Source organism: Nocardia flavorosea NBRC 108225 (assembly GCF_001613385.1).
Classification (GTDB): domain Bacteria; phylum Actinomycetota; class Actinomycetes; order Mycobacteriales; family Mycobacteriaceae; genus Nocardia; species Nocardia flavorosea.
On the sequence record NZ_BDCG01000011.1, the window covers coordinates 104,492 to 123,076 of the forward strand.

Consider the following 18,585-nt stretch of genomic DNA (forward strand, 5'->3'; position numbering starts at 1 on the left):
GGTACAACTAGTACGTTCGTTCAACTAGATCGGAGTTCGCGATGGACATACGCCCGACGCCCGGCCTCGAGTGGCGGCAGTGGGCCGGCCTGGCGGTGCTGATGTTGCCGACAGTGCTGCTGGGTCTCGATGTCACGGCGCTCTACCTCGTCGTCCCGAATCTGGCCGCGGACCTACAGCCGACTGCCACCGAGACGTTGTGGATCATGGACGCGTACGGCTTCCTCATCGCGGGCTTCCTGATCACGATGGGGTCGCTGGGCGACCGGATCGGGCGCCGGCGCCTGCTGATGATCGGCATGGCCGCATTCGGCGCGGTCTCGGTATTCGCGGCGTTCACCACAAGTGCCCCCTGGCTCATTGCCGCGCGGGCGCTGCTGGGCGTGGCCGGGGCGACGCTGATGCCGTCCACCTTGTCCCTGATCAGCAATATGTTCGCCGACGCCCGGCAGCGGGCGGCGGCGATCGGTCTATGGGCGACGATGTTCGCCTTGGGAATGGCGGCCGGCCCGATTGCGGGCGGTATCCTCATCGCCCATTTCTGGTGGGGTGCAGTGTTTCTTATCGCGGTTCCCGTCAGCGTGGTGACGCTGGTGGCGGCGCCGGCACTACTGCCGGAGTTCCGCAGCGAAACCTCCCGGCTCGATCTGTGGAGCGTCGCCCTCTCGCTGGCGGCGTTGCTCCCGGCCATCTTCGCGATCAAGCATGCCGCCGCGCACGGCATCGACGCCCAGGCTGTGGCCGCCGCCGCGCTGGCTACTGCCGCGACCGTTGCCTTCGTCCGCCGACAGTTGCGCCTCCGCGAGCCGCTGCTGGATATCAGGCTCTTCACCGACCGGACTTTCGCCGCTGCCCTGTCGGTCCTACTGATCGGCTTGGCCGGATTCGGCGGGGTGATGTACCTGGTCACCCAGTACCTGCAATTCGTCGACGGGCTCTCCCCACTGGCAGCGGGGCTGTGGATGGGCCCGCCCGCCCTGGCGATGCTGATCGGCGGGATCGGTGCGCCGGTGCTCGCCGGCCGCGTCCCGCCGGGAATCGTCATGGCAGGCACGCTGGCGCTGTCGTTGATCGGATACACCCTGATTGCCGTTGCGGGAACGGACAGTAAGCCCACGGTTGTGGCCGGTTTCGGATTCGTTTATCTGGGACTGGGTGTCATCGCGGCTCTCGGCACCGAAATCGTCGTGAGCGCGGCCCCCGCGGAAAGGTCCGGTTCGGCGGCGGCATTGTCGGAGACGGTGCAGGAACTGGGAATCGCGGCCGGGGTTGCACTACTGGGAAGCCTGACCACGGCGGTCTACCGGATGATGGCTCACGCCCCGGCCGGTGCACCCCGCTCGGTGGCCGAGTCCTACGACGACAGCATCTCCGGCGCGGTATCGGTGACCGAACAGCTACCGGCAGAAGCTCTTCGACCTGCCCGGGAGGCGTTCACCAGCGGCCTCGGCATCGCCGCGACCGCTGCCGGTATCGCCGTCGCCGCTGCCGCCGTGGTCTGTTTCCGGATGCTGCGCCGGCTCCCCCCGATCGGTTCCACGGGCCACCCCGTGGAACCGATAGCCTCGACCGACGGCGGCGACGATCGGTGAGAGGACCACGATGACTGAACAGGATACTGTCGACGGCCGCAAACTACGTGGCAGGCAGCGTCGAGCACAGATCATCGAGGCGACACTCACGATCGTGCACCGCGACGGCGCCGCGGGCGTGACCCACCGCACCGTGGCCAAAGAAGCCGGTATCGCCACCAGCCTGACCCTCTACTACTTCGCCACCCTGGACGACCTTCTGGTCGCCGCCCTGACCAGCGTCACCGACGCCTACACAGAGCGCATCCGCGAACTCATCGACACCGCCGGCGACCCGTTGGACGGGCTCGCCCGGCTCATCGCCGAATCCGCAGGTCCAGGCCGGGAGCGCGCGCTCGCCGAACGGGAACTGTCCACCCTGGCGGCCCGCCGGCCCGCACTGCGTCCCGCGGCGTGGAGCTGGCGCGACAGCGTGGCGGAACTCGCCCGGACACAATCCGGCGACGCCGATGTCATCGAGGCTTTCGTCGCACTCTGCGACGGGTTGTGCGCAGCGATCCTGCTCGGTGATCAGGACGCCGACCCGGCACACATCCGCGGACTCCTCGACGGCGCACTGCGCCGCACAGGTCCATAGTCCACCGAACGGCCCGCTCGTCGAAGACACCTGCGACTCCCGAGCCTCGGCCGCTCCCTTCCCGGCGGTATCGTCCGAACCGGACGGCACCCGCACCGGATGCCTTCGCGAGGTAGCGCGTACGCGACCATGAAACGGTCCCGTTCACCACCGACTTCGCGTGGCCGCCACCGTGTAATCGAAGTATGACTACAGCGTTGACCGATGGGAAGCCGTTCGGGCGCACCGCCGTGACTCGACGGAGAGGCATCGTCTGGTTCCTGTTCCTCGCGTTCGCAGGCGCATGGATCCCATGGGGTGTCGCCGGAGCAGCCGGATACACCCTCGACAATCCGGCCGTCCAACTGCTGACCGGCGCTTTCACCCCGGCACTGGCGGCGATCATCACCCGCCGGTGGATCACCCGGGAAGGTTTCGCCGATTCCGGCCTTCGCCTGCGACTCCGCACGCAGTGGCGGTCGTATCTGACCGCGGCCCTGCTACCGATCGGCATTCTCGCCGCCGCGCTCACGCTCGCGGTGCTCCTCGGAATGTGGCGCCCCGAACAGCACGATTTCGGTTCCGGCACCCTGCTGTTCCTGGTACTCGCCCCGCTCATCCCGGTCGTGGCGGCCCCGATCTTCTTCGGCGAGGAGTTCGGCTGGACCACCTATCTCCGCGACCGCCTCCTCCCCGGCCGCCCGGTGGCCACCACGTTCGCGACCGGTGTGATCTGGGGTGTGTGGCATTGGCCGCTGCCGTGGCTGGGCTATCTGGGTTCGGGCGGTTCGGCCGCGGATGCCTTCATCGCCATGCTGCTGTGGCTGCCGCTGTCGATCGAATTGGAGTTTCTGATCGGCTGGCTGTGGGCGCGGAGTGGGTCGGTGTGGCCGCCCGCGCTGCTCCACGGCGGCAGTAATCTCGTGGTCGCGTTGGGTTTGGAACTGTTCGTCGGTAACGCGGGACCCTCCGGCGCTTCGATTACCCTGCTGATGTGCGCAGCGTATTTGCCGGTAGTCGCGTGGATCGTCGTGACGACGAGGCTCGGCGGTCCGCGGAACGCGAACTCGACGGCCGGACGGTGACGGCGATGGGAGCCGCACTCCGGACCGGTCCGCGCTTCTTGATCTCCACATGGCCGTGGCGCGCACTGCTCGCAGTGGTGTGCGGCGCTGTCCTGTCGGCATTGACGGTGATCGGTGTGGTGCCGATCGTATTGCTCGGGCTGACCCGTTCGTTGCGGGTCGCTCTGTGGGAGCCCATGCTGCGATTGCACTGTATGCGGCTCCGGCTGATCGACCCCGATACGGCCGTCCGGGCCGATACCCGAGTGCGGGAGGCGAGCGCCGCGCAACGACTGCCCACATTCCGGCATATCACTTATATCGTCGCGACCGCGGTGTTCAGCGGCGTGGTGTTCTGCCTGGCGGCGCTGGGTTTTTCCGTCGCCGCGGTCCTGCTCGCCGCGCCGATCATCGTCCGCGACGACTATTTCGACTTCGGCCCCTGGGTGATCGACGATAATGCGGCCGCCTGGACCAGCGCGGGCGTGGGCCTGCTCGCTACGCTCGTGCTGCTGGTACTCCTCGGCGCCTGGTCGGCACTCGAGGCACTACTCGCCCGCAGCCTGCTGACCCCCGATGCCGACCGTTGGCGCCACGAGGCCGTCCGGATCGAGAGCTCCCGCTCGGCCCTGCTGGAAGCGGAGGGTTTCGAGCGCGAACTCCTCGAATCCGAACTGCACGATCGTGTCCAGCATCGACTCGTCGCACTGTCGATGAACCTGGGGCTGACCGAAGCGCAGGACGCGGACGGCCCCGCCGGCCGCCTCGCCGCCGAGGCCCACCGGCAGGTCGACGACACCTTGAGCGAACTACGGGCCGTCCTGCGCGGCTTCTCCCCTCGGGTGCTGTCCGAACGCGGACTCGAACCGGCCCTGACCGACCTCGCCGCAGACCTGCCGCTCGATATCCACATCGACCTCGACAGCAACCGTCTGCCACCCGCGGTCGAGCATATGTCCTATGTTCTGGTCGCCGAATGCCTCACCAATGTCGCCCGGCACACCGACGCCGCCCGCGTCGACGTGCGCGGCCAGCGCACCGGCCCGCGGTGGATCCTGAACGTCACCGACAACGGTCCGGGCGGTGCGCATATCGTCGACGGTCACGGCCTCGACCGCCTGCGACGCCGGCTCGCTGCTCTCGACGGACAGCTCACGGTGACCAGCCCGACCGGCGGTCCGACCACCATCAGGATGGAGTGCGCAGTGTGACAATCCCACCCGCCCGGCTGCGGATCGTGCTGGCCGAGGACAGTCCCCTGTTACGGGCGGGGCTGGAGAGCGTGCTCACCTCGGCCGGCCACGAGGTGAGCGCGGCGGTGGGCGACGCCCCCGGCCTCGTCCACGCCTGCGCGGCCTACACGCCGGATCTGGTGATCACCGATGTCCGGATGCCGCCCGACGGCACCGACGACGGCCTCCGCGCCGCTGCCGAACTACGACGCCGCGACCCCCACCTCCCGATAGTCGTGCTGTCACAGTACGTTTCGGTCGCCTACCTCGATGATCTCCTCGGTGACGATTCGGCCGCCGGTGTGGGCTATCTCTTGAAGGAACGGGTGGGACACGTCCGGCAGTTTCTCGACACCGTCGCCCGGATCGCCGCCGGGGAGACCATCGTCGATCCCGAGGTCGTCCGGGCGCTGGTCAAATCCGGCCGGCACCGCACGCCACTGGCCGATCTCACCGCGCGGGAGCGGGAAGTGCTCGCGCTGGTGGCGGAGGGTCGTACGAATGCCGGTATCGCCGAGGTGCTGACCGTCTCGGAAGCCGCCGTCCGCAAACACATCGGCGCCATCTTCGCCAAACTCCCCCTGCACGACGGCGACCGCCGAGTCCAGGCAACCCTCATCTACCTACGCTCACTCGGCCAACCCGAGGCCCACTGAGCGCCCACCCCTGTGGGTCCGATGTCGGGCAGAAACCACAACCGGGGGTGGTATGACAATTAGGTTATAATGGGTGCGGTTGCGGTGAGCTGGGAGATCAGTCTTCATCCGGAGGTGGAAGCGTGGTACTTGGCCATATGCGTGAGCGACCCCGACACCAGCGACCTGATCGCTGATGCACTTGACCAACTCGAACACGAGGGACCGGCAGCGGGCAGACCACCGGTGGACAGGATCAAGAGCAGTTCGTACCACAACATGAAAGAGTTGCGGCCGCCGTCGACCGGCTCGACGGAGATCCGGATGCTGTTTGCGTTCGACCCGTTGCGTGAGGCAATAGTTCTCGTCGCCGGGGACAAGTCCGGACAGTGGCAACAGTGGTACCGAGAAGCCGTCCCACTCGCCGATAAGCGCTTTGCCGAACACCTGGCAGCGGTGAAGGAGAAATAATGACAGAGCCGAAATACTCGAAATGGAGTGACGTAAAGAAGGCGGCCCGCGCCCTAGACCCCCGGACCGACGAGGAACGCGCCGCCGGCGCCGACCGTGCGAAGACTCGCCGTGAGGCGTATGTGCGTGGTCACCAGCTTGCTGAGATGCGACAAGCGGTGGGTCTCTCACAAACGGAACTTGCGGAAATACTCGGCGTATCTCAGGCCCGAATCTCCAAGATCGAAAGTGGTGAAATCTCAGGTATCGATACGATCCGTGCGTATGTCGCAGCCTTGGGCGGTTCCGTCGATATAGTTGCCACCCTGGGTGATCGCACCTGGCGCGTGGCCTGAGTGGCGTCCGCCAGATTCTTGGTCAGCGCGGCGACGCTCACATTGCGAACCGTTTGAGCGATCGAATTCGCCTGCCGCGCACCGAGCCCGCTCACATTGATGATCCGCCCGAAACCTTGGGCGATGAAGCAGCACCGCGGTGGGACCGATTGCCCACAGCCACTGCGCCGATTGACATTCGGCGAGCACAACCGCTTCCTGCATTACCTCGGGGCCGACGAGGCGTACTTCACCATGGAGAATTACCTGGGCCGGTCCGATGTCTCGCGCTTCCATGCGTGGCCCGGCCGGGTCGCGGCAATCACGACCATGCCCGGAAATGCCGAGCTGGAAGGGATGTTTCTGCTGCGCAGCACGGAAACAACCGTGACGCGCGAAATGGACCAGGAGGCCCGGCTACGCCACATCGAGCAGGTATTCGGCGGCGATGAGTGGCTTGTGCCGAGCATGCTGGGGGCAATGCGCTCCGCCAACGATTTCCGGCTCACGCCGTGCCTTCAGGTCCGGATGGACTCCTGGCACACGGGAAGAGTCGGATTGGTCGGCGACGCCGCGCACTGCCCCGACCCGATAGCGGGCCAAGGCGCCGCCCTGGCACTGATCGGAGCCTATGTACTGGCAGGCGAACTCGCGGCCGGGGGCGGGAACCCCGCGGTGGCGTTCGCCGGGCGGCCGGTCGAAGCAACAGGGCATGCTTCGAAGCTCTGACGAGGAACCGGCCCCGGCTCCGAACGCCTGACCAGGCCATCCGCGGCGCCGGGAGTCCGAGGTGGCACCGTACCGACGGCACGAACGTCACGGCCGCGCCTCGAACAGCGAAAAGCCCAGCGCCTCCATACTGGACACCACATATATGTGTGTTAACATCTATTAATGTCCCTCCGGCACGCGATTCTTGGTCTCCTTTCCATCAAGCCGATGAGCGGTTACGAGCTGAAGAAGGTGATCGACGAAAGCGTTGCGCACTTCTGGACATCGGATCAGTCGCAGGTGTATCGCACCCTCGCCGATCTGGTGGACAGCGGACTGGCTTCCCGCCGCACGGTCGTGCAGGAGGAGCGTCCGAATATGCACGTCCACAGCATCACCGACCTCGGTTCGGCCGAGCTGGACTCCTGGCTCGCCTCACCGCTGCGCACCCCACCGACGCGGGATCCGTTCCTGGTGCGCTTGTTCTTCGCGGACAGATTGCCGCCCGACCGCATTCGTGACCTCCTGCGGACTCGCCGGCAGGAACTGAACGAATATCTGGCGACGCTGGAGGCGATTTCGGTCCCCGGCGAACCGGCCGATATCGGGCAGGCACTCCGACTCACCACGCTCGACTACGGAATAACCGTGGCCAAGGCCGAAATCGCCTGGCTCGACGCCGCACAGCAACGACTGGATCGGATCACCCCATGAGCACACCCCTGCCTGCCCAGCTCGATCGCATTGCGGCGCGTTACGCCACCAAACCGGCGGTCTCGGATTTCGGCGCCGCCATCGAACAGCCGTCCACCGGATTCACCTGGGGGTACGGCAACACCGATCAGCCGTATTTCATCGCGAGCATCACCAAGCTCTACACCGCCGCGATGATCATGCAACTCCGCGCCGAAGGAGCACTCACACTCGACACCCCCGCAGCAGATCTCCTCGGCGCGGACACGATGCGTGGACTGGTCGTGCACGACGGCCATGATTACGGCCCGGCGATCACGGTGCGCGAACTGCTGACCCAAACGTCCGGGATACCGGACTATTACGAACAGAAAAGACCCGACGGCACAACAATGGCCGACGAGATGCTCCGCGTCGATATCGCGCGATCTTTCGACGACTACCTCGAAACGGCCAGGAGTATGCCGAGCCGTTTCGCCCCGTCGACGCCGGGCCGGGCACAGTACTGCGATACCAACTATCAACTACTCGGGCGGATCATCGAGGTCGCCACGTCCGGCAGCTTCGACGACGCACTGCGCCGCCGCATTCTCGAACCGATCGGTTTGCCACACACCTGGCTGTTCACCCCGCACACCCTGGACCGCTACGACGAGGTCGCCACGATTCGGCACGGCCGGAACCGGCTGCACATCCCGAAGACGATCGCCTCGTTCCCACCCGACGGCGCGGTGGTCTCGACGGTCACCGACCAGGTGCGTTTCCTGCGCGCCTTCATCGCCGGCGAACTGTTCCCGTCGTCATATCTCGCCGAGATGACCGCACGGTGGCATTCGGTGTTCTCGCCCCTCATCCCCATCCACTACGGCATCGGGATGATGCGCTACCGGCAGCCCCGCTGGCAGAACCCTTTCACACCGAACCCACCCATGATCGGCCATTCCGGCGCCTTCGGCACCGTCCTCTACCACGTCCCCGACCGCGACCTCTATCTCGCCGCCACGGTCAACCAGATGCGTTCGGTCAGCCTCTCCCACACCCTCTTGCTGCGACTCGTCTCCCGATTCTCCTGAGACGAACAACACCCCCGGACGTCCTACCGCTGCGTGGAGCCGGGCAGGTCGAGGACTCCCCGGGCCGGAAAGGTTCGCCAGTCCGATCGGCCGGGTCACCCGGCGGCGGCATCCGAAACAGCGGGCCGCCGCCACCGGACCAGTTCCCGCACATCGGCCGGCCAGTTCGCCGCCGCGATACCCAGCATGATCACCAGGTGCAAGGGAGCCGAGATCTCTTGGTAAACGGGTCCATCATCGATAATGTGCGTGGTCACCGCGCCGGTCAGCACCAGAACCAGCCCCGCGGCGCCCAGGAACCTGGCTTGCCTCCGGGGGGATGACCAGCAGGATCGCGCAGATCAGCTCGATCGCCCCGACGACGAAACGCATATTCGGGTCGAAACCCCAATCCGTGAATTTCTCGGAATCGGCGGGTCCGAACATTGTTTCCGCGGACCAGAATTCGGTAGCGAATCCTACGAAGAATTCAGCGGCCACGAACCAGTCGTCGACGCCTTCCTGCGTGCCGCGCGTACGGGCCAGTTCGCAACCCTGCTCGAGCTTCTCGACCCGGACGTGGTGCTGCGAGCCGACGCTACCGTGGTAGCGGCCGGAGCGGCGCCCGAAGTGGTCGGCTCCGATCCCGTGGCCCGGACCTTCGACGGCCGTGCCCGCGGCGCGCGGCCCGCCCTGGTCGACCGGGAGCCGGGTGCGGTCTGGCGGGTCGGCGGCCGGCCACGTTTCGTCTTCACCTTCACCGTCCGGCAAGGAAAGATCGTCGGTATAGCGATGAGCGGTGATCCGGAGCGGATCGAGGCCATGGACCTATGCGACCGATGAGCCCGCCCGAAACCGCCGCCGGCGACTCGATATCCGGGCGGCCCGGGTGTTTCGAATGTGGACGCGCCGGTTAGCCAGACACCCGACCCGCCACTACCCTGGCACAGGCTCCTACGACCGGCCGGTTCGGACGCAGGCGACGTGCTTCCGGCCCTTCCCGGCGACCAACGGTCACAGGGCCGCCCTGCACAAACGTCGAGCGGAGACGCATTTATGAAGAAAGCCTGCGTGATCGCAGCAATGTCCTTGGCAGTCATGGGTTTTTCGGGGGCCACCGCCGCCGCCCTCCCCTCCGGCAGCGCCGATCTCCCGGGGCTCCCGGGCGCTACCCAGCCCGGCCCGCCTGCCCCGCCGGACGGCAAGAAGGTCGGCGACCCGTGCACCGCCGGCGGCGGCGTGGCGGGGCACTACGAGTGGGTGCATCTCGACGAGGAATCCGCCGCGCACTACGGCACCGAATGGATGTTCGTCTGCCAGGCGAACTGATTTCGTGAGTGCGAGCGAGATGCTCGGGTTCCGTTGACCTCACCATGGCCCGTCCACCCATCGGGATGGACGGGCCATGGTGTCGGATCGGAGTCCGGAACGTCAACGCCCTGGTGGCCAGTGCCCGTACTGCCACCCGAGGTCGCCGGCACGGTGTCGGCCTCAGCCTTGCCCGGCGGCCGCGAGGTCGATCCACGCGGTGACAGAGTCGCTTTCATGGACGAGGTCGCCCCCATGGCCGCGAGCACTCGTTGGGCGGCAGTGTTGTCGGGCGTCGTGCTCGCGAACAAGGAATCGAATCCGTCGGCGCGGGCGAGTGCCAGTAGATGGCGCAGCACCGCACCGCCGACGCCGCTGCCACGGTGGGAACGTCCGATCCACACCCCCGCTTCGGCCGCACGGCTCGGGCCTTCCATCGGACACAGCCGCGCGGCTCCCACCACGGTGTCCCCCACGACGATTGCATAGGTGCTCTCCACCGGTTCGGCCGATAGAGACCTCGACCGATGGAACCGCAGGAACGCCGTCCGATGCTCACCGGTCCACCCGGCCGGCCCGGCCACCGGGGGCATCACCTCACGGGGGTCGGCATCGGTTACAGCCACATCCAGCAGCCCCTGAAGCAGGTCCTCATCGAGCCGCCGCAGAGTGACCTCAGAGTGCATGCCCGCATCCTGCCATCGCGACCGGACCGTCCCCCAATGATTTTCGGGGGAGCACATCCGGGATCACCTTCGGCTTCACCCCTCCCTGACCGGACCGGCAATGAGGTGCCTTTCGGCAGAGACCGGAACGGCCTGCTCCGCCGGCACGGGCGCCGGGTCACCGGTTTTCCGCCGCGCGGGCTGCCAGCCCGGGGGACCGAACAGATATCCGGTCAGCTCGCCGATTCCGCGCGCCAGGCGCAGGTCGCGGCCGATGGCACGGAACTCGTGGAAGTACACCGTGATGGGGTTGTACGTGCCGATATTGTGCACAAGCCCGTACTGCACCGGCTCCCGTTCGGACGCATACGTGCCGAACAGGTGATCCCAGATCATGAACATGCCGCCGAAGTTCTTGTCCAAGTAGGGGTTGTTGGCGCCGTGGTGCACTCGATGATTGGACGGGGTATTGAACGTCCATTCGATAGGCGCCCACAACCGGTCTACGCGTTCGGTGTGGATGGGTATCTGGATGATGATCGTCAACGCCCTGGTCAGGAAGATCGCCGAAGGCGGGGCGCCGATTGCGGCGATCGGCACATACCAGAGGTATCCGAGCAGATCGGTGGCTCCGAATATGCCCAGGCGGTAGGCGGTCGACAGGTTGAATCGTTCGCTCGAGTGATGGACGGAATGCGTCGCCCACAGTATCCGCACCCGGTGTGCGGTGCGGTGTTCGGCGTAGTAGGCGAGGTCGGCCAGGAGCAGGACGAACAACCACAGTGCGGGGTGGTGCATGGACCATTGCAGCGGGGTGGCCTCGGCGACCACGACGATCAGTAACCCCGCGCCGAGCAGAGCCGTATACGGGCCGATGAAGTTGCCCGCGATCCGGATCACGAGGTTGACCGCGGTGTCCTTGAATCCATATCCCTGCCGCCCGCGTTCAGCGTGCTTATCGCGCCGGATCCAGAACGCAACCATGTCTACGACCAGCAGCACCGTGAACGCCCACTCGGCGTTGTCCAATGCCGCGGCGAAGCTGTTCTCGAAACTCATGACCCCTCCGGCTCGTCAGTTGCGCCCAGCGTAGGACGATTTCGCCGGGAGCACCTCCGGCTCGAGTTGGGGGTTGTTTCTCATACTCTGGAGGGATGCGCATCTAAGGGTCGATCGCATCCGTCCACCGATCAGCCCTCAGCGCTCGCCAGCGGATCCATCGATTACGTTGCAGAGCAGTTGAATACCTTTCACAACACCCAACTCTTCACGCATACCGGAGGTACTGAGCAGTCGTCCGAGGACCGATCGCGATGGGCACCGGCCGGCCGGAAGGGGAACGGTGAGAAGCAGACCGAGATGGTATCGGGCCGCGCTGGGCAGGAAGATCCGCGACTGGTGGCTGTGGGCAATCGGTCCCACCGCGGCCCTGCTCCTGGTCCTGATCGGAACCCACGTTCCCGACGCCTGGGCCGCCCGTCACGGCGAAGGCCGACCGGGAATCTGGACGGTGACCGACGTGTCGTGCCACGACACCCAGTGCCGCGTATGGGGCGATTTCGTTCCCGACGACGGCGGACGAGGCCGGCAGCACGTGAAGCTCGCGGGCCGCGAATTCTCCCTGCACCCCGACGATGCCGGAACTCGGTGGCGAGCCATAGATGTCGGGTCGTGGAGGGACGAGGTTTTCGTCCCCGGCGGCGGCCGCGCGTTTTCGGCAGTGTGGACAAGTGCGGCGATGGCCGCTGTCACCGCCTTCTGGCTACTGACGGTCTGGGCAACGTACCGACACAAACGTAGGCAGTAGGGCCGCGGCCGCCCTCGACATGGTGCAGATACGGGCGACACAGCCGCTTGGGTGCAGCGCCCTCGACTCGGCGCCCGGCGCAGACGAACGTCCATTCGGTGCCGTAGTGCACCGCGGCCGGGAGATCAGGCTGTTTCGAGTGTGGTCTCGACCGGTGTCGCGCCGGTGGTGAGGTCCAGGACCGGGCAGTGGGCATCGACAGCGGCCTGCAGCTCCGCATACCGCTGCGCGGTCTCCGGTCCGGTGATCCGAACCCGGACCCGCACCGCCTGAAACCCCGCGCGCACCCGGTCGTCGAGGCCGAAGAATCCGCGGATATCCAGATCGCCTTCGGCTTCGATCGACAGATCGTCGACCACGATCCCCAGCCGCTGCGCCCAGAACCGGTAGGTGACGATCTGGCAGGAAATCAACGCGCCCAGATAGACCTCCACCGGATTCGGCGCGGTGCCCTCCCCACCGAGTGCCGGCGGTTCGTCCACCTGCAACCCGTGAACACCTGCAGTGATGGCGCTCCCCACCGTGCCCTGCGGTGTCCCTGATACACGGAAGACCACCGCGGCATTCGCCGGATCCTGTGCGACTGCATCGGCAGTGGCCGTGGAGATGTCGTTGAGTGAGGAAGTCTCGGTGGTCATGGCCGCGACGTTAGGTTGCGGGATGTGCCGGCACCACGATTGTGCTCAGGCTGAGGCCAATCGGACGGCGATCGGTCAGGTGCGTGAGTAGTAGACCGCCCCGGCACCCCACCGCCGGCCGCAACGGCGTCACCGGTGGTGGTGCTACTGCGCGGTGAGGCCAGGAAGGTCACCACAGCGGCGACCTACCGGGCGTCGATGATCCGCCGCACCGAGTTGGCGGCGGAGTTGATCGGGATTTGGGCTCAGCTCCCGGCCGAGTCCTTGGTCAGCGCGTCCATGAAGAGGTCGACGAGCGGACGGGCTTGCTCTTCGGTGCCGTGCTGCACGGAATAGGCGATGCCACCCATGAGGAGTAGGACATTGTCCGGGGCGACGTCCGTTCGCAGGCTTCCGTCTCGGGCGCCGGCCGTGAGGAGGGTGGCGACGGCGTCGGTAAGGAGTGCTCGGCTGTCGGAGTACGGATCGATGCCGGAGGCGATGACCGCGTTGAGGGCTTCGGACATTCCGCTTTTTGCCGTGGCGTAGTGGATGAAGTGCTCCATCCACATCCGGGTGGCCTCGGCGGCCGGGTGCTGGGCGAGAAGGTCGTTCACCTTCTCGCACACCTGGGTGAGTTGACGCCGGTAGGCGGCGTCGATGAGGACTTCCCGAGTCGGGAAGTGCCGGTAGAGCGTGCCGACACCCACGCCCGCCTGCTTCGCGATGGCGGCAGGCGCGGTGTCCAGCCCCTGCTCGGCGAAGGCCTGCGCGGCGACCTCGAGCAAGCGCTCCCGGTTCTGCAGCGCGTCACTCCTGGTGCGGCGGGGTGTGGCGGGCATGCGGGTTCCTTCGGTGTCGGCCTCCAGTTGCTTTCCGGAATACGTTCCGCTTAACTTTAAACGGAATGAGTTCCGGTATCACTCTACTTCAGGAGACTCCCATGCCCGCCCCCTCCGACAAGGCCTCACGTCACTGGTTCGTCACCGGAGCCTCCGGTGGGCTGGGCCGCCATCTCACCGAGCACGCCCTGCGGAACGGCGACCGCGTTACGGCGACGGTCCGCCGCCGGGCAGCTCTCGAAGACCTGCGCGAGATGTACGGCGACCGGCTGACTGTCGAGATCCTCGACCTCACGCGGCCGGCCGACGTGGACAAGGTGGTCGGCAGAACTCTCCGGTCCGGGCCGGTGGACATTGTGGTCAACAATGCCGGATACGCGGTTGTGGGCGCAGCCGAGGAAATGACCGTCCAACAGATTCGCGACCAGATCGAGGTCCTCCTGCTCGCGCCGATGGTGATCACCCGCGCCTTCCTGCAGCCGATGCGTGAGCAGGGCGGTGGCCGGATCATCCAGATCTCCAGCGTCGGCGGCCAGGTCGGTATCCCCACCCACAGCTCCTATCACGCGGGCAAGTGGGGGCTGGAGGGCTTCACCGAGAGCGTCAGCCGCGAGGTCTCCGACTTCGGCATATACCTCACTCTGGTCGAGCCCGGCGCCACCCGCACCGGTTTCGCTTCGGCCCTGCAATACACCACCGAAACGACCGTCTACCGCGACAATGCCGTCGGCCAGACCCGGCACTCCCTGGAAACCGCAGACGAGAGCGTCTTCACCGGCGACCCGGCCAAGCTCGCCGCCGCCATCTACGACACCACCCGCCACCCGAGCCCGCCACTGCGCCTGACTCTCGGATCCGACTCTTATAGCGCAATCCATACGGCACTCACCGAACGTCTCACCGCGCTCGAAACTCAGAAGGATCTCGCCGAATCTGTCGCCTTCACCCACTGATCCGCCCCGCCGGCACGTGGTCTCACCCATCGCCCACCGTGGCACCGAGCACGGCTCCGGGGCGGGGTTCTCTGCCACGGTCAACCAGCCGGTCGGGGGTGCCGAGCTCAATCGCGTACGAGGAGGTAGTGGAGTCGAAGCGCCGTGGCGCGCCCGAGGTTGAGCGTGTGGTCGGTGCGCAGCAGGTTCGTACTGTCGGCGAACACACGGAACTCCTCATGTATGGGGATCCGCGCCGCCCAGCAACGATCACCCTCGACCACCGTGACATAGGCACCGTCAGCCCCGAACGCACCCGGCGGCGACACCAAGCGCAACTCCCCATCCGCCCCGACCTCGGGCCGCAGAAGGACCTGCACGTTCCCCAACGGCAGCGGAAACGACACATGCACACTCGGCTGATCGGAGCCGGGTAGCTGCGTGACTCGATAGAACCCGCTGTAGATGTATTCGCCCGTGGCCCGCGAAGTCCGCAACCACGCCGCGCCGCGATACCCACCGTCCGCATCGACCAGCTGCTCGACCCGGCTATCGATTCCCCGCGCCGTATCCAACGACCGAATCGGCAACGCCAACTGCCCCACCCGCCGCCCGAAGAACCTGGTGACAAACCACCCGCCCATCGCGAATCCCGGAGCCCACTGAACCCACGCCTCCATCCGCCACAACGCGGTCTGCTCATAGAAATCCCGGACGTCCGGGTGTAGCCGCCCTGGGTCGAACCCGACACCCCCGAGCGCCCCGATATCGGGCAGCAGCCCGGCCGCTGGGTCATCATCGATCCGCCCACCGACCCGTTCAGCTTCGGTGCGCAACCAGTTGCCCTCCACAGCCCCACCGGCATCGGTGAGAACGGGAGCCCCGCAGCCAGGAACGCCTTCCATCGCGCGGGGGCTCTACACCCGACTCCCCGGCTCGACCGATCTACTTCCGTCCAGGATGCTGTAACCAACTCCTACCGAGTGACCGAGCCCCACGACCGAATCGATATGCAGTGTCCTCGGAAACCCTTCGTCCAACCATTTCCGGAGACGCTCGCGGTCGCTGTATCCCTTCTGCCGCAACGCTTCGACCACGTCGCGTCCACAAATCATGGCGATGGGATGACCGTCTTCCCGGACTTCCTCATAAACCTGTTTCGCGAAGTAGGACAGCGTGACGAAGACTCCGAACTGCCGGTGCCGGATCCGGGAGATCAGCCGACTCATTTCCTTGACACCGATGCTGTTGGTTTCCTTGTAGCACTTCGCTTCGAGTGCGAACTCGACAGCTACTCGGTCGGCACCGGGACCGAGTAGATAGGCACCTACCGCGTCGCGTCCGCCGTCACGAGATGGAAGTGTCACCGTGCACTTCCCCGTGGCCGGTGCCATCATGCGCCAGATTGCCACTGCACACTCTTCGAAGTCTGTCTCTCGGCCTTCGAAATGTGCGCGGATCATTCTCAGCATCTCCCACCCCGCAGGGTCGTCCGGAAGCTGATCATCCTTGGTCCGGATGGTCAACGTCGACGGCGCAACCAATGGACGGTACACACGCCCGTCGACCCATTCCCTCCATGGCGCAGGACAACCCGGTCCGGTGGTGGGTTCGCCGCGAAGGACCGAGGTCAGCCATGTGCGCTCCACTATGCCTACGTCGAGGACGGTGAAGAAAGCACGATAGTTCTGGAACCGGGCGCCCTTCGTATGACGCCATATGGCGGACAGGTCCTCGTCGGATGTCATCGTTTCCGTACCGGGGGCGAGAAGCCCTCTGAACCGGACCGAACGACCAGGTGCAGCTTTCTCGAAACAGAGAAACGGTGGCACTACCGCCCGCTCCTCGGGCAGGCCGTGGGTGGCTTCGAAGACATCCCGCAACAACAGGTTTCCGGAGCGTGTGGTCTGATGCAGGCCAGAGCCGGGCTTCCGGTTGTCTCCGTAGTAGGTAAATATTCCGGTCTCCAGATCCAGCTGATCCGGCCAGTCCGGCTCGGCTCCCGTCGTAAAGAGGGCCACCAGCCGCACATCCTTCTTCATCACGGAACCCTTGAGTCGGAATCCCCCCTGGTTCCCTACTGGAAGCAACCGAGCCAGCGCGTCGTCCCCTGCCGTCCCCTTCGCACCGCCAAGGTACAGGCGGTCGATATGCAGATCGGCCTCCCTGAGTGCATCGAAGGCGACTGCGGTCTCAGAACCGATCATGAATGCATATCGTAGAGTGCTCTACGAATGCAGACCAGCCGGGTGACCTGGTCCTTCCGACCCGAAAGACGCACGCCCATCACAGCACCGGCCCGCAGCCCACTGTCTGTCTTCGCCGGTGTGCATTGTGCCCCCGCAATTCGATCCATCCGGATGCCGACACAGGTACACCGCGCCTGGCAGAATCCACTGGTGGACACCAGCGCTGAACCGTCTTGAGACAGGCAATTTTCGATCATCTTGAAGAGATGGTCCGTGACACCGGGGTCGTCACCCGGGAGCAACTTTCGAGGTTCACTGTCGACGGTGAGGTGCATCGACTGATCGACCATAGCCGCGGTATCCGCAATCCAGCCAGCACGTACGGGACGCTGTCGATTCTTTCGGACCCGAAGGGCCGGTATTCGGACGAGGAGGTTGGAGAATCGCTATTCGCCTACGCTTATCGCGAAGGCAGCACGACCGGGGACAACAAGAAGCTCCGTCGTGCTTACGAGCTACGCCTACCATTCATTCTGCTCCGGAAGATCGAGCCGGGGCTGTTTGTACCTATTTTTCCAGTCTACGCAGTTGCTGACGACCCAGAGAACAGGCGGTTCCTCATAGCGCTCGATGAAACGTTGCTGTCCGTGGACGACCCGCTTCATCTCCATCCGGTGGAAAAGAAATACGCAGCGAGAATCACCAAACAGCGCCTACATCAGCCAGAGTTCCGCGGGCGCATCCTGCACGCCTACCGCAGCCAGTGCACTGTTTGCAATTTGAAGCACGGCCCGCTGCTGGATGCAGCGCATATCATCTCCGATACAAAGCCGCACGGGAATGCTGAAGTGAGCAATGGGCTCAGCCTCTGCAAGATTCATCATGCAGCCTATGATCGCAATTACTTGGGCATCTCTCCGGACTACCGCGTCACAATCAATCGCGACCTCCTCGAGGAGGAAGATGGTCCGATGTTGAAACACGGCCTGCAGGAAATGCACGGCCGTGATATCTCGCTGCCGCATCGACCCGGTGACAGGCCCTCACGGGATGGATTGGCGGAAAGGTTCGCTGAGTTCACAGCCTCGTCCAGTTAGCCCAATGCGCCTCAGGTTTACCGTCGTGCGCCGCAGGTTTACCGTCGACTTCTTCCGCAGCGAGCCCACTACTGGTCAGCGAGTGAGGTAGAGGCGTTCACAAGGAAGGCGGGGGAATCTGTCCGGTTCGTCGGCGAGGACGGCCGCGGTGTGGGCACCATGGTGCGCGGTCCACTCCTGGAGAAAGAGATCAGCCGCGACGGAACAAGCCCGGTAGTCGAGACGAAGGCCGTGGAGGAAGACGGTGAGGTGGACATCCACACCTGCCCGACCGCTTTCGCCAGGGCTCATCGCCGTACCTGGGTCAGACCGGCAAGTAGCCGTTGGAGAACGTCAACGGGTGGCCCTGCGCTTGTCGCCATCGGCTCGGCTGTGGGGTAAGGCAGACCTCGAGCTGCGGCACGTTCTCGGGGGCTACGGGTGGCGGGAACGAGTTTTCCGGTGTCGGCCAGGAGTGCGAAAGCTGCGGCTTTGCGAGGACAGTCCAACGGATTGCAGGCTCGGTGCGCCTGCATGATTCGGTGAGCATCGGCGACTCGCAGGCGAGTTTCCGGCTCGCTGTGCCAGACCTCGGGCAGCCAGATGGAGTCGCGTGTCGCATCGTTGGCGTTCATGCCGGCCTTCAACCAGAGTTGTTCGGGGCACACGGTAATGAGGTCGCATGTATCGCAGACCCGGCCGGGGTGATTTTCCAAATGGGCGAGGTCGGGAACGATCAGCGTCGACGTTTCGGTGGCGCGGACGATGTCGAGGACGTGACCGATCGAATCCGGTACAGAGTCGGGTCCGAGCCGCACTATGTAGATCA

General features: G+C 65.4%; 23 protein-coding genes and 1 pseudogene. 15 read left to right on the top strand and 9 right to left on the bottom strand.

Translation table 11 applies throughout. The features are described 5' to 3' along the window. Positions 1 to 41 precede the first annotated feature (41 nt). The 7 genes from NFL01S_RS12940 (at position 42) to NFL01S_RS12970 (ending at position 5,885) form a co-directional block, all read left to right on the top strand. Positions 42 to 1,592 carry an MFS transporter gene (locus tag NFL01S_RS12940; protein ID WP_062974806.1) on the top strand — a complete coding sequence of 517 codons (1,551 nt, stop codon included), beginning with the start codon at positions 42 to 44 and terminating at the stop codon, positions 1,590 to 1,592. A gap of 10 nt (positions 1,593 to 1,602) precedes the next feature. After that, complete coding sequence (locus NFL01S_RS12945) at positions 1,603 to 2,169, top strand: TetR/AcrR family transcriptional regulator (protein WP_062974808.1); 567 nt, start codon at positions 1,603 to 1,605, stop codon at positions 2,167 to 2,169. Between the two features lie 185 nt (positions 2,170 to 2,354). After that, positions 2,355 to 3,233 (top strand): CPBP family intramembrane glutamic endopeptidase, encoded by an 879-nt coding sequence (locus NFL01S_RS12950; protein WP_062974810.1) that lies wholly within the window; start codon positions 2,355 to 2,357, stop codon positions 3,231 to 3,233. After that, a complete protein-coding gene (locus NFL01S_RS12955; protein ID WP_245670660.1) occupies positions 3,143 to 4,423 on the top strand; it encodes a sensor histidine kinase in 1,281 nt (426 codons plus the stop codon). The genes NFL01S_RS12950 and NFL01S_RS12955 overlap by 91 nt, the downstream gene beginning before the upstream one ends. Continuing rightward, complete coding sequence (locus NFL01S_RS12960; protein WP_245670662.1) at positions 4,420 to 5,100, top strand: response regulator; 681 nt, start codon at positions 4,420 to 4,422, stop codon at positions 5,098 to 5,100. The genes NFL01S_RS12955 and NFL01S_RS12960 overlap by 4 nt, the downstream gene beginning before the upstream one ends. An 84-nt stretch (positions 5,101 to 5,184) precedes the next feature. Further along, a complete protein-coding gene (locus tag NFL01S_RS12965) occupies positions 5,185 to 5,550 on the top strand; it encodes a type II toxin-antitoxin system RelE/ParE family toxin (protein WP_084492648.1) in 366 nt (121 codons plus the stop codon). Then, complete coding sequence (locus tag NFL01S_RS12970; protein ID WP_062974813.1) at positions 5,550 to 5,885, top strand: helix-turn-helix domain-containing protein; 336 nt, start codon at positions 5,550 to 5,552, stop codon at positions 5,883 to 5,885. The genes NFL01S_RS12965 and NFL01S_RS12970 overlap by 1 nt, the downstream gene beginning before the upstream one ends. A 5-nt stretch (positions 5,886 to 5,890) precedes the next feature. On the opposite strand, the pseudogene NFL01S_RS36890 reads toward NFL01S_RS12970, so the two are convergent. Beyond that, positions 5,891 to 6,010, bottom strand: a pseudogene (locus tag NFL01S_RS36890) (short-chain dehydrogenase); the annotation flags it as partial. Between the two features lie 382 nt (positions 6,011 to 6,392). Between NFL01S_RS36890 and NFL01S_RS37320 the strand changes: the two are divergent. The 3 genes from NFL01S_RS37320 to NFL01S_RS12985 all read left to right on the top strand — a co-directional run bounded on the left by NFL01S_RS37320 (position 6,393) and on the right by NFL01S_RS12985 (position 8,341). After that, positions 6,393 to 6,593, top strand: coding sequence for an FAD-dependent monooxygenase (locus tag NFL01S_RS37320; RefSeq protein WP_371851822.1), 201 nt, complete (start codon positions 6,393 to 6,395; stop codon positions 6,591 to 6,593). A gap of 165 nt (positions 6,594 to 6,758) precedes the next feature. Continuing rightward, positions 6,759 to 7,289: a PadR family transcriptional regulator gene (locus NFL01S_RS12980; RefSeq protein WP_062974818.1), complete on the top strand. Its 531-nt coding sequence runs from the start codon at positions 6,759 to 6,761 to the stop codon at positions 7,287 to 7,289. Beyond that, positions 7,286 to 8,341, top strand: a complete 1,056-nt coding sequence (locus NFL01S_RS12985; RefSeq protein ID WP_062974819.1) for a serine hydrolase domain-containing protein — start codon at positions 7,286 to 7,288, stop codon at positions 8,339 to 8,341. Before NFL01S_RS12980 ends, NFL01S_RS12985 begins: the two co-directional genes overlap by 4 nt. 95 nt (positions 8,342 to 8,436) lie before the next feature. On the opposite strand, the gene NFL01S_RS36465 is transcribed toward NFL01S_RS12985, so the two are convergent. Next, complete coding sequence (locus NFL01S_RS36465) at positions 8,437 to 8,598, bottom strand: hypothetical protein (RefSeq protein WP_210745089.1); 162 nt, start codon at positions 8,596 to 8,598, stop codon at positions 8,437 to 8,439. Here NFL01S_RS36465 and NFL01S_RS36470 point away from each other — a divergent pair. Together NFL01S_RS36470 and NFL01S_RS12995 are read left to right on the top strand one after the other, a co-directional pair. Then, entirely contained in the window at positions 8,591 to 9,163 is a 573-nt protein-coding gene (locus NFL01S_RS36470) for a sigma-70 family RNA polymerase sigma factor family protein (RefSeq protein WP_210745088.1), read from the top strand. The two genes, NFL01S_RS36465 and NFL01S_RS36470, sit on opposite strands and share 8 nt — an antisense overlap. Positions 9,164 to 9,391: 228 nt before the next feature. Further along, entirely contained in the window at positions 9,392 to 9,649 is a 258-nt protein-coding gene (locus NFL01S_RS12995; protein ID WP_168433943.1) for a hypothetical protein, read from the top strand. Here NFL01S_RS12995 and NFL01S_RS33935 read toward each other — a convergent pair. Together NFL01S_RS33935 and NFL01S_RS13005 are read right to left on the bottom strand one after the other, a co-directional pair. Continuing rightward, entirely contained in the window at positions 9,610 to 10,314 is a 705-nt protein-coding gene (locus NFL01S_RS33935; RefSeq protein ID WP_063915930.1) for a GNAT family N-acetyltransferase, read from the bottom strand. The genes NFL01S_RS12995 and NFL01S_RS33935 overlap by 40 nt on opposite strands. A gap of 75 nt (positions 10,315 to 10,389) precedes the next feature. Beyond that, entirely contained in the window at positions 10,390 to 11,352 is a 963-nt protein-coding gene (locus NFL01S_RS13005) for a sterol desaturase family protein (protein ID WP_062974831.1), read from the bottom strand. A gap of 283 nt (positions 11,353 to 11,635) precedes the next feature. Here NFL01S_RS13005 and NFL01S_RS13010 point away from each other — a divergent pair, with 283 nt between their 5' ends. Beyond that, positions 11,636 to 12,100 (top strand): hypothetical protein, encoded by a 465-nt coding sequence (locus tag NFL01S_RS13010; protein WP_062974832.1) that lies wholly within the window; start codon positions 11,636 to 11,638, stop codon positions 12,098 to 12,100. Between the two features lie 125 nt (positions 12,101 to 12,225). Here the strand turns inward: NFL01S_RS13010 and NFL01S_RS13015 are convergent, their stop codons facing one another. Both NFL01S_RS13015 and NFL01S_RS13020 read right to left on the bottom strand, forming a co-directional pair. Next, positions 12,226 to 12,738 (bottom strand): OsmC family protein, encoded by a 513-nt coding sequence (locus tag NFL01S_RS13015; protein ID WP_062974833.1) that lies wholly within the window; start codon positions 12,736 to 12,738, stop codon positions 12,226 to 12,228. A 245-nt stretch (positions 12,739 to 12,983) separates the two neighbouring features. Next, entirely contained in the window at positions 12,984 to 13,559 is a 576-nt protein-coding gene (locus tag NFL01S_RS13020) for a TetR/AcrR family transcriptional regulator (RefSeq protein WP_062974834.1), read from the bottom strand. Between the two features lie 101 nt (positions 13,560 to 13,660). On the opposite strand from NFL01S_RS13020, the gene NFL01S_RS13025 reads away from it, so the two are divergent. Beyond that, positions 13,661 to 14,512: an SDR family oxidoreductase gene (locus tag NFL01S_RS13025; RefSeq protein WP_062974836.1), complete on the top strand. Its 852-nt coding sequence runs from the start codon at positions 13,661 to 13,663 to the stop codon at positions 14,510 to 14,512. 107 nt (positions 14,513 to 14,619) lie between these two features. On the opposite strand, the gene NFL01S_RS13030 is transcribed toward NFL01S_RS13025, so the two are convergent. Both NFL01S_RS13030 and NFL01S_RS13035 read right to left on the bottom strand, forming a co-directional pair. After that, positions 14,620 to 15,396 (bottom strand): hypothetical protein, encoded by a 777-nt coding sequence (locus tag NFL01S_RS13030; protein WP_157116500.1) that lies wholly within the window; start codon positions 15,394 to 15,396, stop codon positions 14,620 to 14,622. Between the two features lie 12 nt (positions 15,397 to 15,408). Continuing rightward, a complete protein-coding gene (locus NFL01S_RS13035) occupies positions 15,409 to 16,698 on the bottom strand; it encodes a restriction endonuclease (RefSeq protein WP_063915931.1) in 1,290 nt (429 codons plus the stop codon). Positions 16,699 to 16,946: 248 nt separating this feature from the next. Between NFL01S_RS13035 and NFL01S_RS13040 the strand changes: the two genes are divergently transcribed. Beyond that, positions 16,947 to 17,777, top strand: coding sequence for an HNH endonuclease (locus NFL01S_RS13040; protein WP_084492641.1), 831 nt, complete (start codon positions 16,947 to 16,949; stop codon positions 17,775 to 17,777). 287 nt (positions 17,778 to 18,064) lie between these two features. Here NFL01S_RS13040 and NFL01S_RS36475 read toward each other — a convergent pair. After that, the coding region (locus NFL01S_RS36475) for a hypothetical protein (protein ID WP_218019607.1) at positions 18,065 to 18,585 on the bottom strand (521 nt) is incomplete at its 5' end.

Excerpts from the sequence above, each read along its gene's own strand:
- NFL01S_RS33935 (WP_063915930.1), bottom strand. The coding sequence starts at position 10,314 with ATGCACTCTGAGGTCACTCTGCGGCGGCTCGATGAGGACCTGCTTCAG.
- NFL01S_RS13035 (WP_063915931.1), bottom strand. The coding sequence starts at position 16,698 with ATGATCGGTTCTGAGACCGCAGTCGCCTTCGATGCACTCAGGGAGGCC.
- NFL01S_RS13020 (WP_062974834.1), bottom strand. The coding sequence starts at position 13,559 with ATGCCCGCCACACCCCGCCGCACCAGGAGTGACGCGCTGCAGAACCGG.
- NFL01S_RS12945 (WP_062974808.1), top strand. The coding sequence starts at position 1,603 with ATGACTGAACAGGATACTGTCGACGGCCGCAAACTACGTGGCAGGCAG.
- NFL01S_RS12985 (WP_062974819.1), top strand. The coding sequence starts at position 7,286 with ATGAGCACACCCCTGCCTGCCCAGCTCGATCGCATTGCGGCGCGTTAC.
- NFL01S_RS37320 (WP_371851822.1), top strand. The coding sequence starts at position 6,393 with ATGGACTCCTGGCACACGGGAAGAGTCGGATTGGTCGGCGACGCCGCG.
- NFL01S_RS13005 (WP_062974831.1), bottom strand. The coding sequence starts at position 11,352 with ATGAGTTTCGAGAACAGCTTCGCCGCGGCATTGGACAACGCCGAGTGG.
- NFL01S_RS12950 (WP_062974810.1), top strand. The coding sequence starts at position 2,355 with ATGACTACAGCGTTGACCGATGGGAAGCCGTTCGGGCGCACCGCCGTG.
- NFL01S_RS12970 (WP_062974813.1), top strand. The coding sequence starts at position 5,550 with ATGACAGAGCCGAAATACTCGAAATGGAGTGACGTAAAGAAGGCGGCC.
- NFL01S_RS13030 (WP_157116500.1), bottom strand. The coding sequence starts at position 15,396 with ATGGAAGGCGTTCCTGGCTGCGGGGCTCCCGTTCTCACCGATGCCGGT.
- NFL01S_RS13025 (WP_062974836.1), top strand. The coding sequence starts at position 13,661 with ATGCCCGCCCCCTCCGACAAGGCCTCACGTCACTGGTTCGTCACCGGA.
- NFL01S_RS12940 (WP_062974806.1), top strand. The coding sequence starts at position 42 with ATGGACATACGCCCGACGCCCGGCCTCGAGTGGCGGCAGTGGGCCGGC.
- NFL01S_RS13040 (WP_084492641.1), top strand. The coding sequence starts at position 16,947 with ATGGTCCGTGACACCGGGGTCGTCACCCGGGAGCAACTTTCGAGGTTC.
- NFL01S_RS12980 (WP_062974818.1), top strand. The coding sequence starts at position 6,759 with ATGTCCCTCCGGCACGCGATTCTTGGTCTCCTTTCCATCAAGCCGATG.
- NFL01S_RS13015 (WP_062974833.1), bottom strand. The coding sequence starts at position 12,738 with ATGACCACCGAGACTTCCTCACTCAACGACATCTCCACGGCCACTGCC.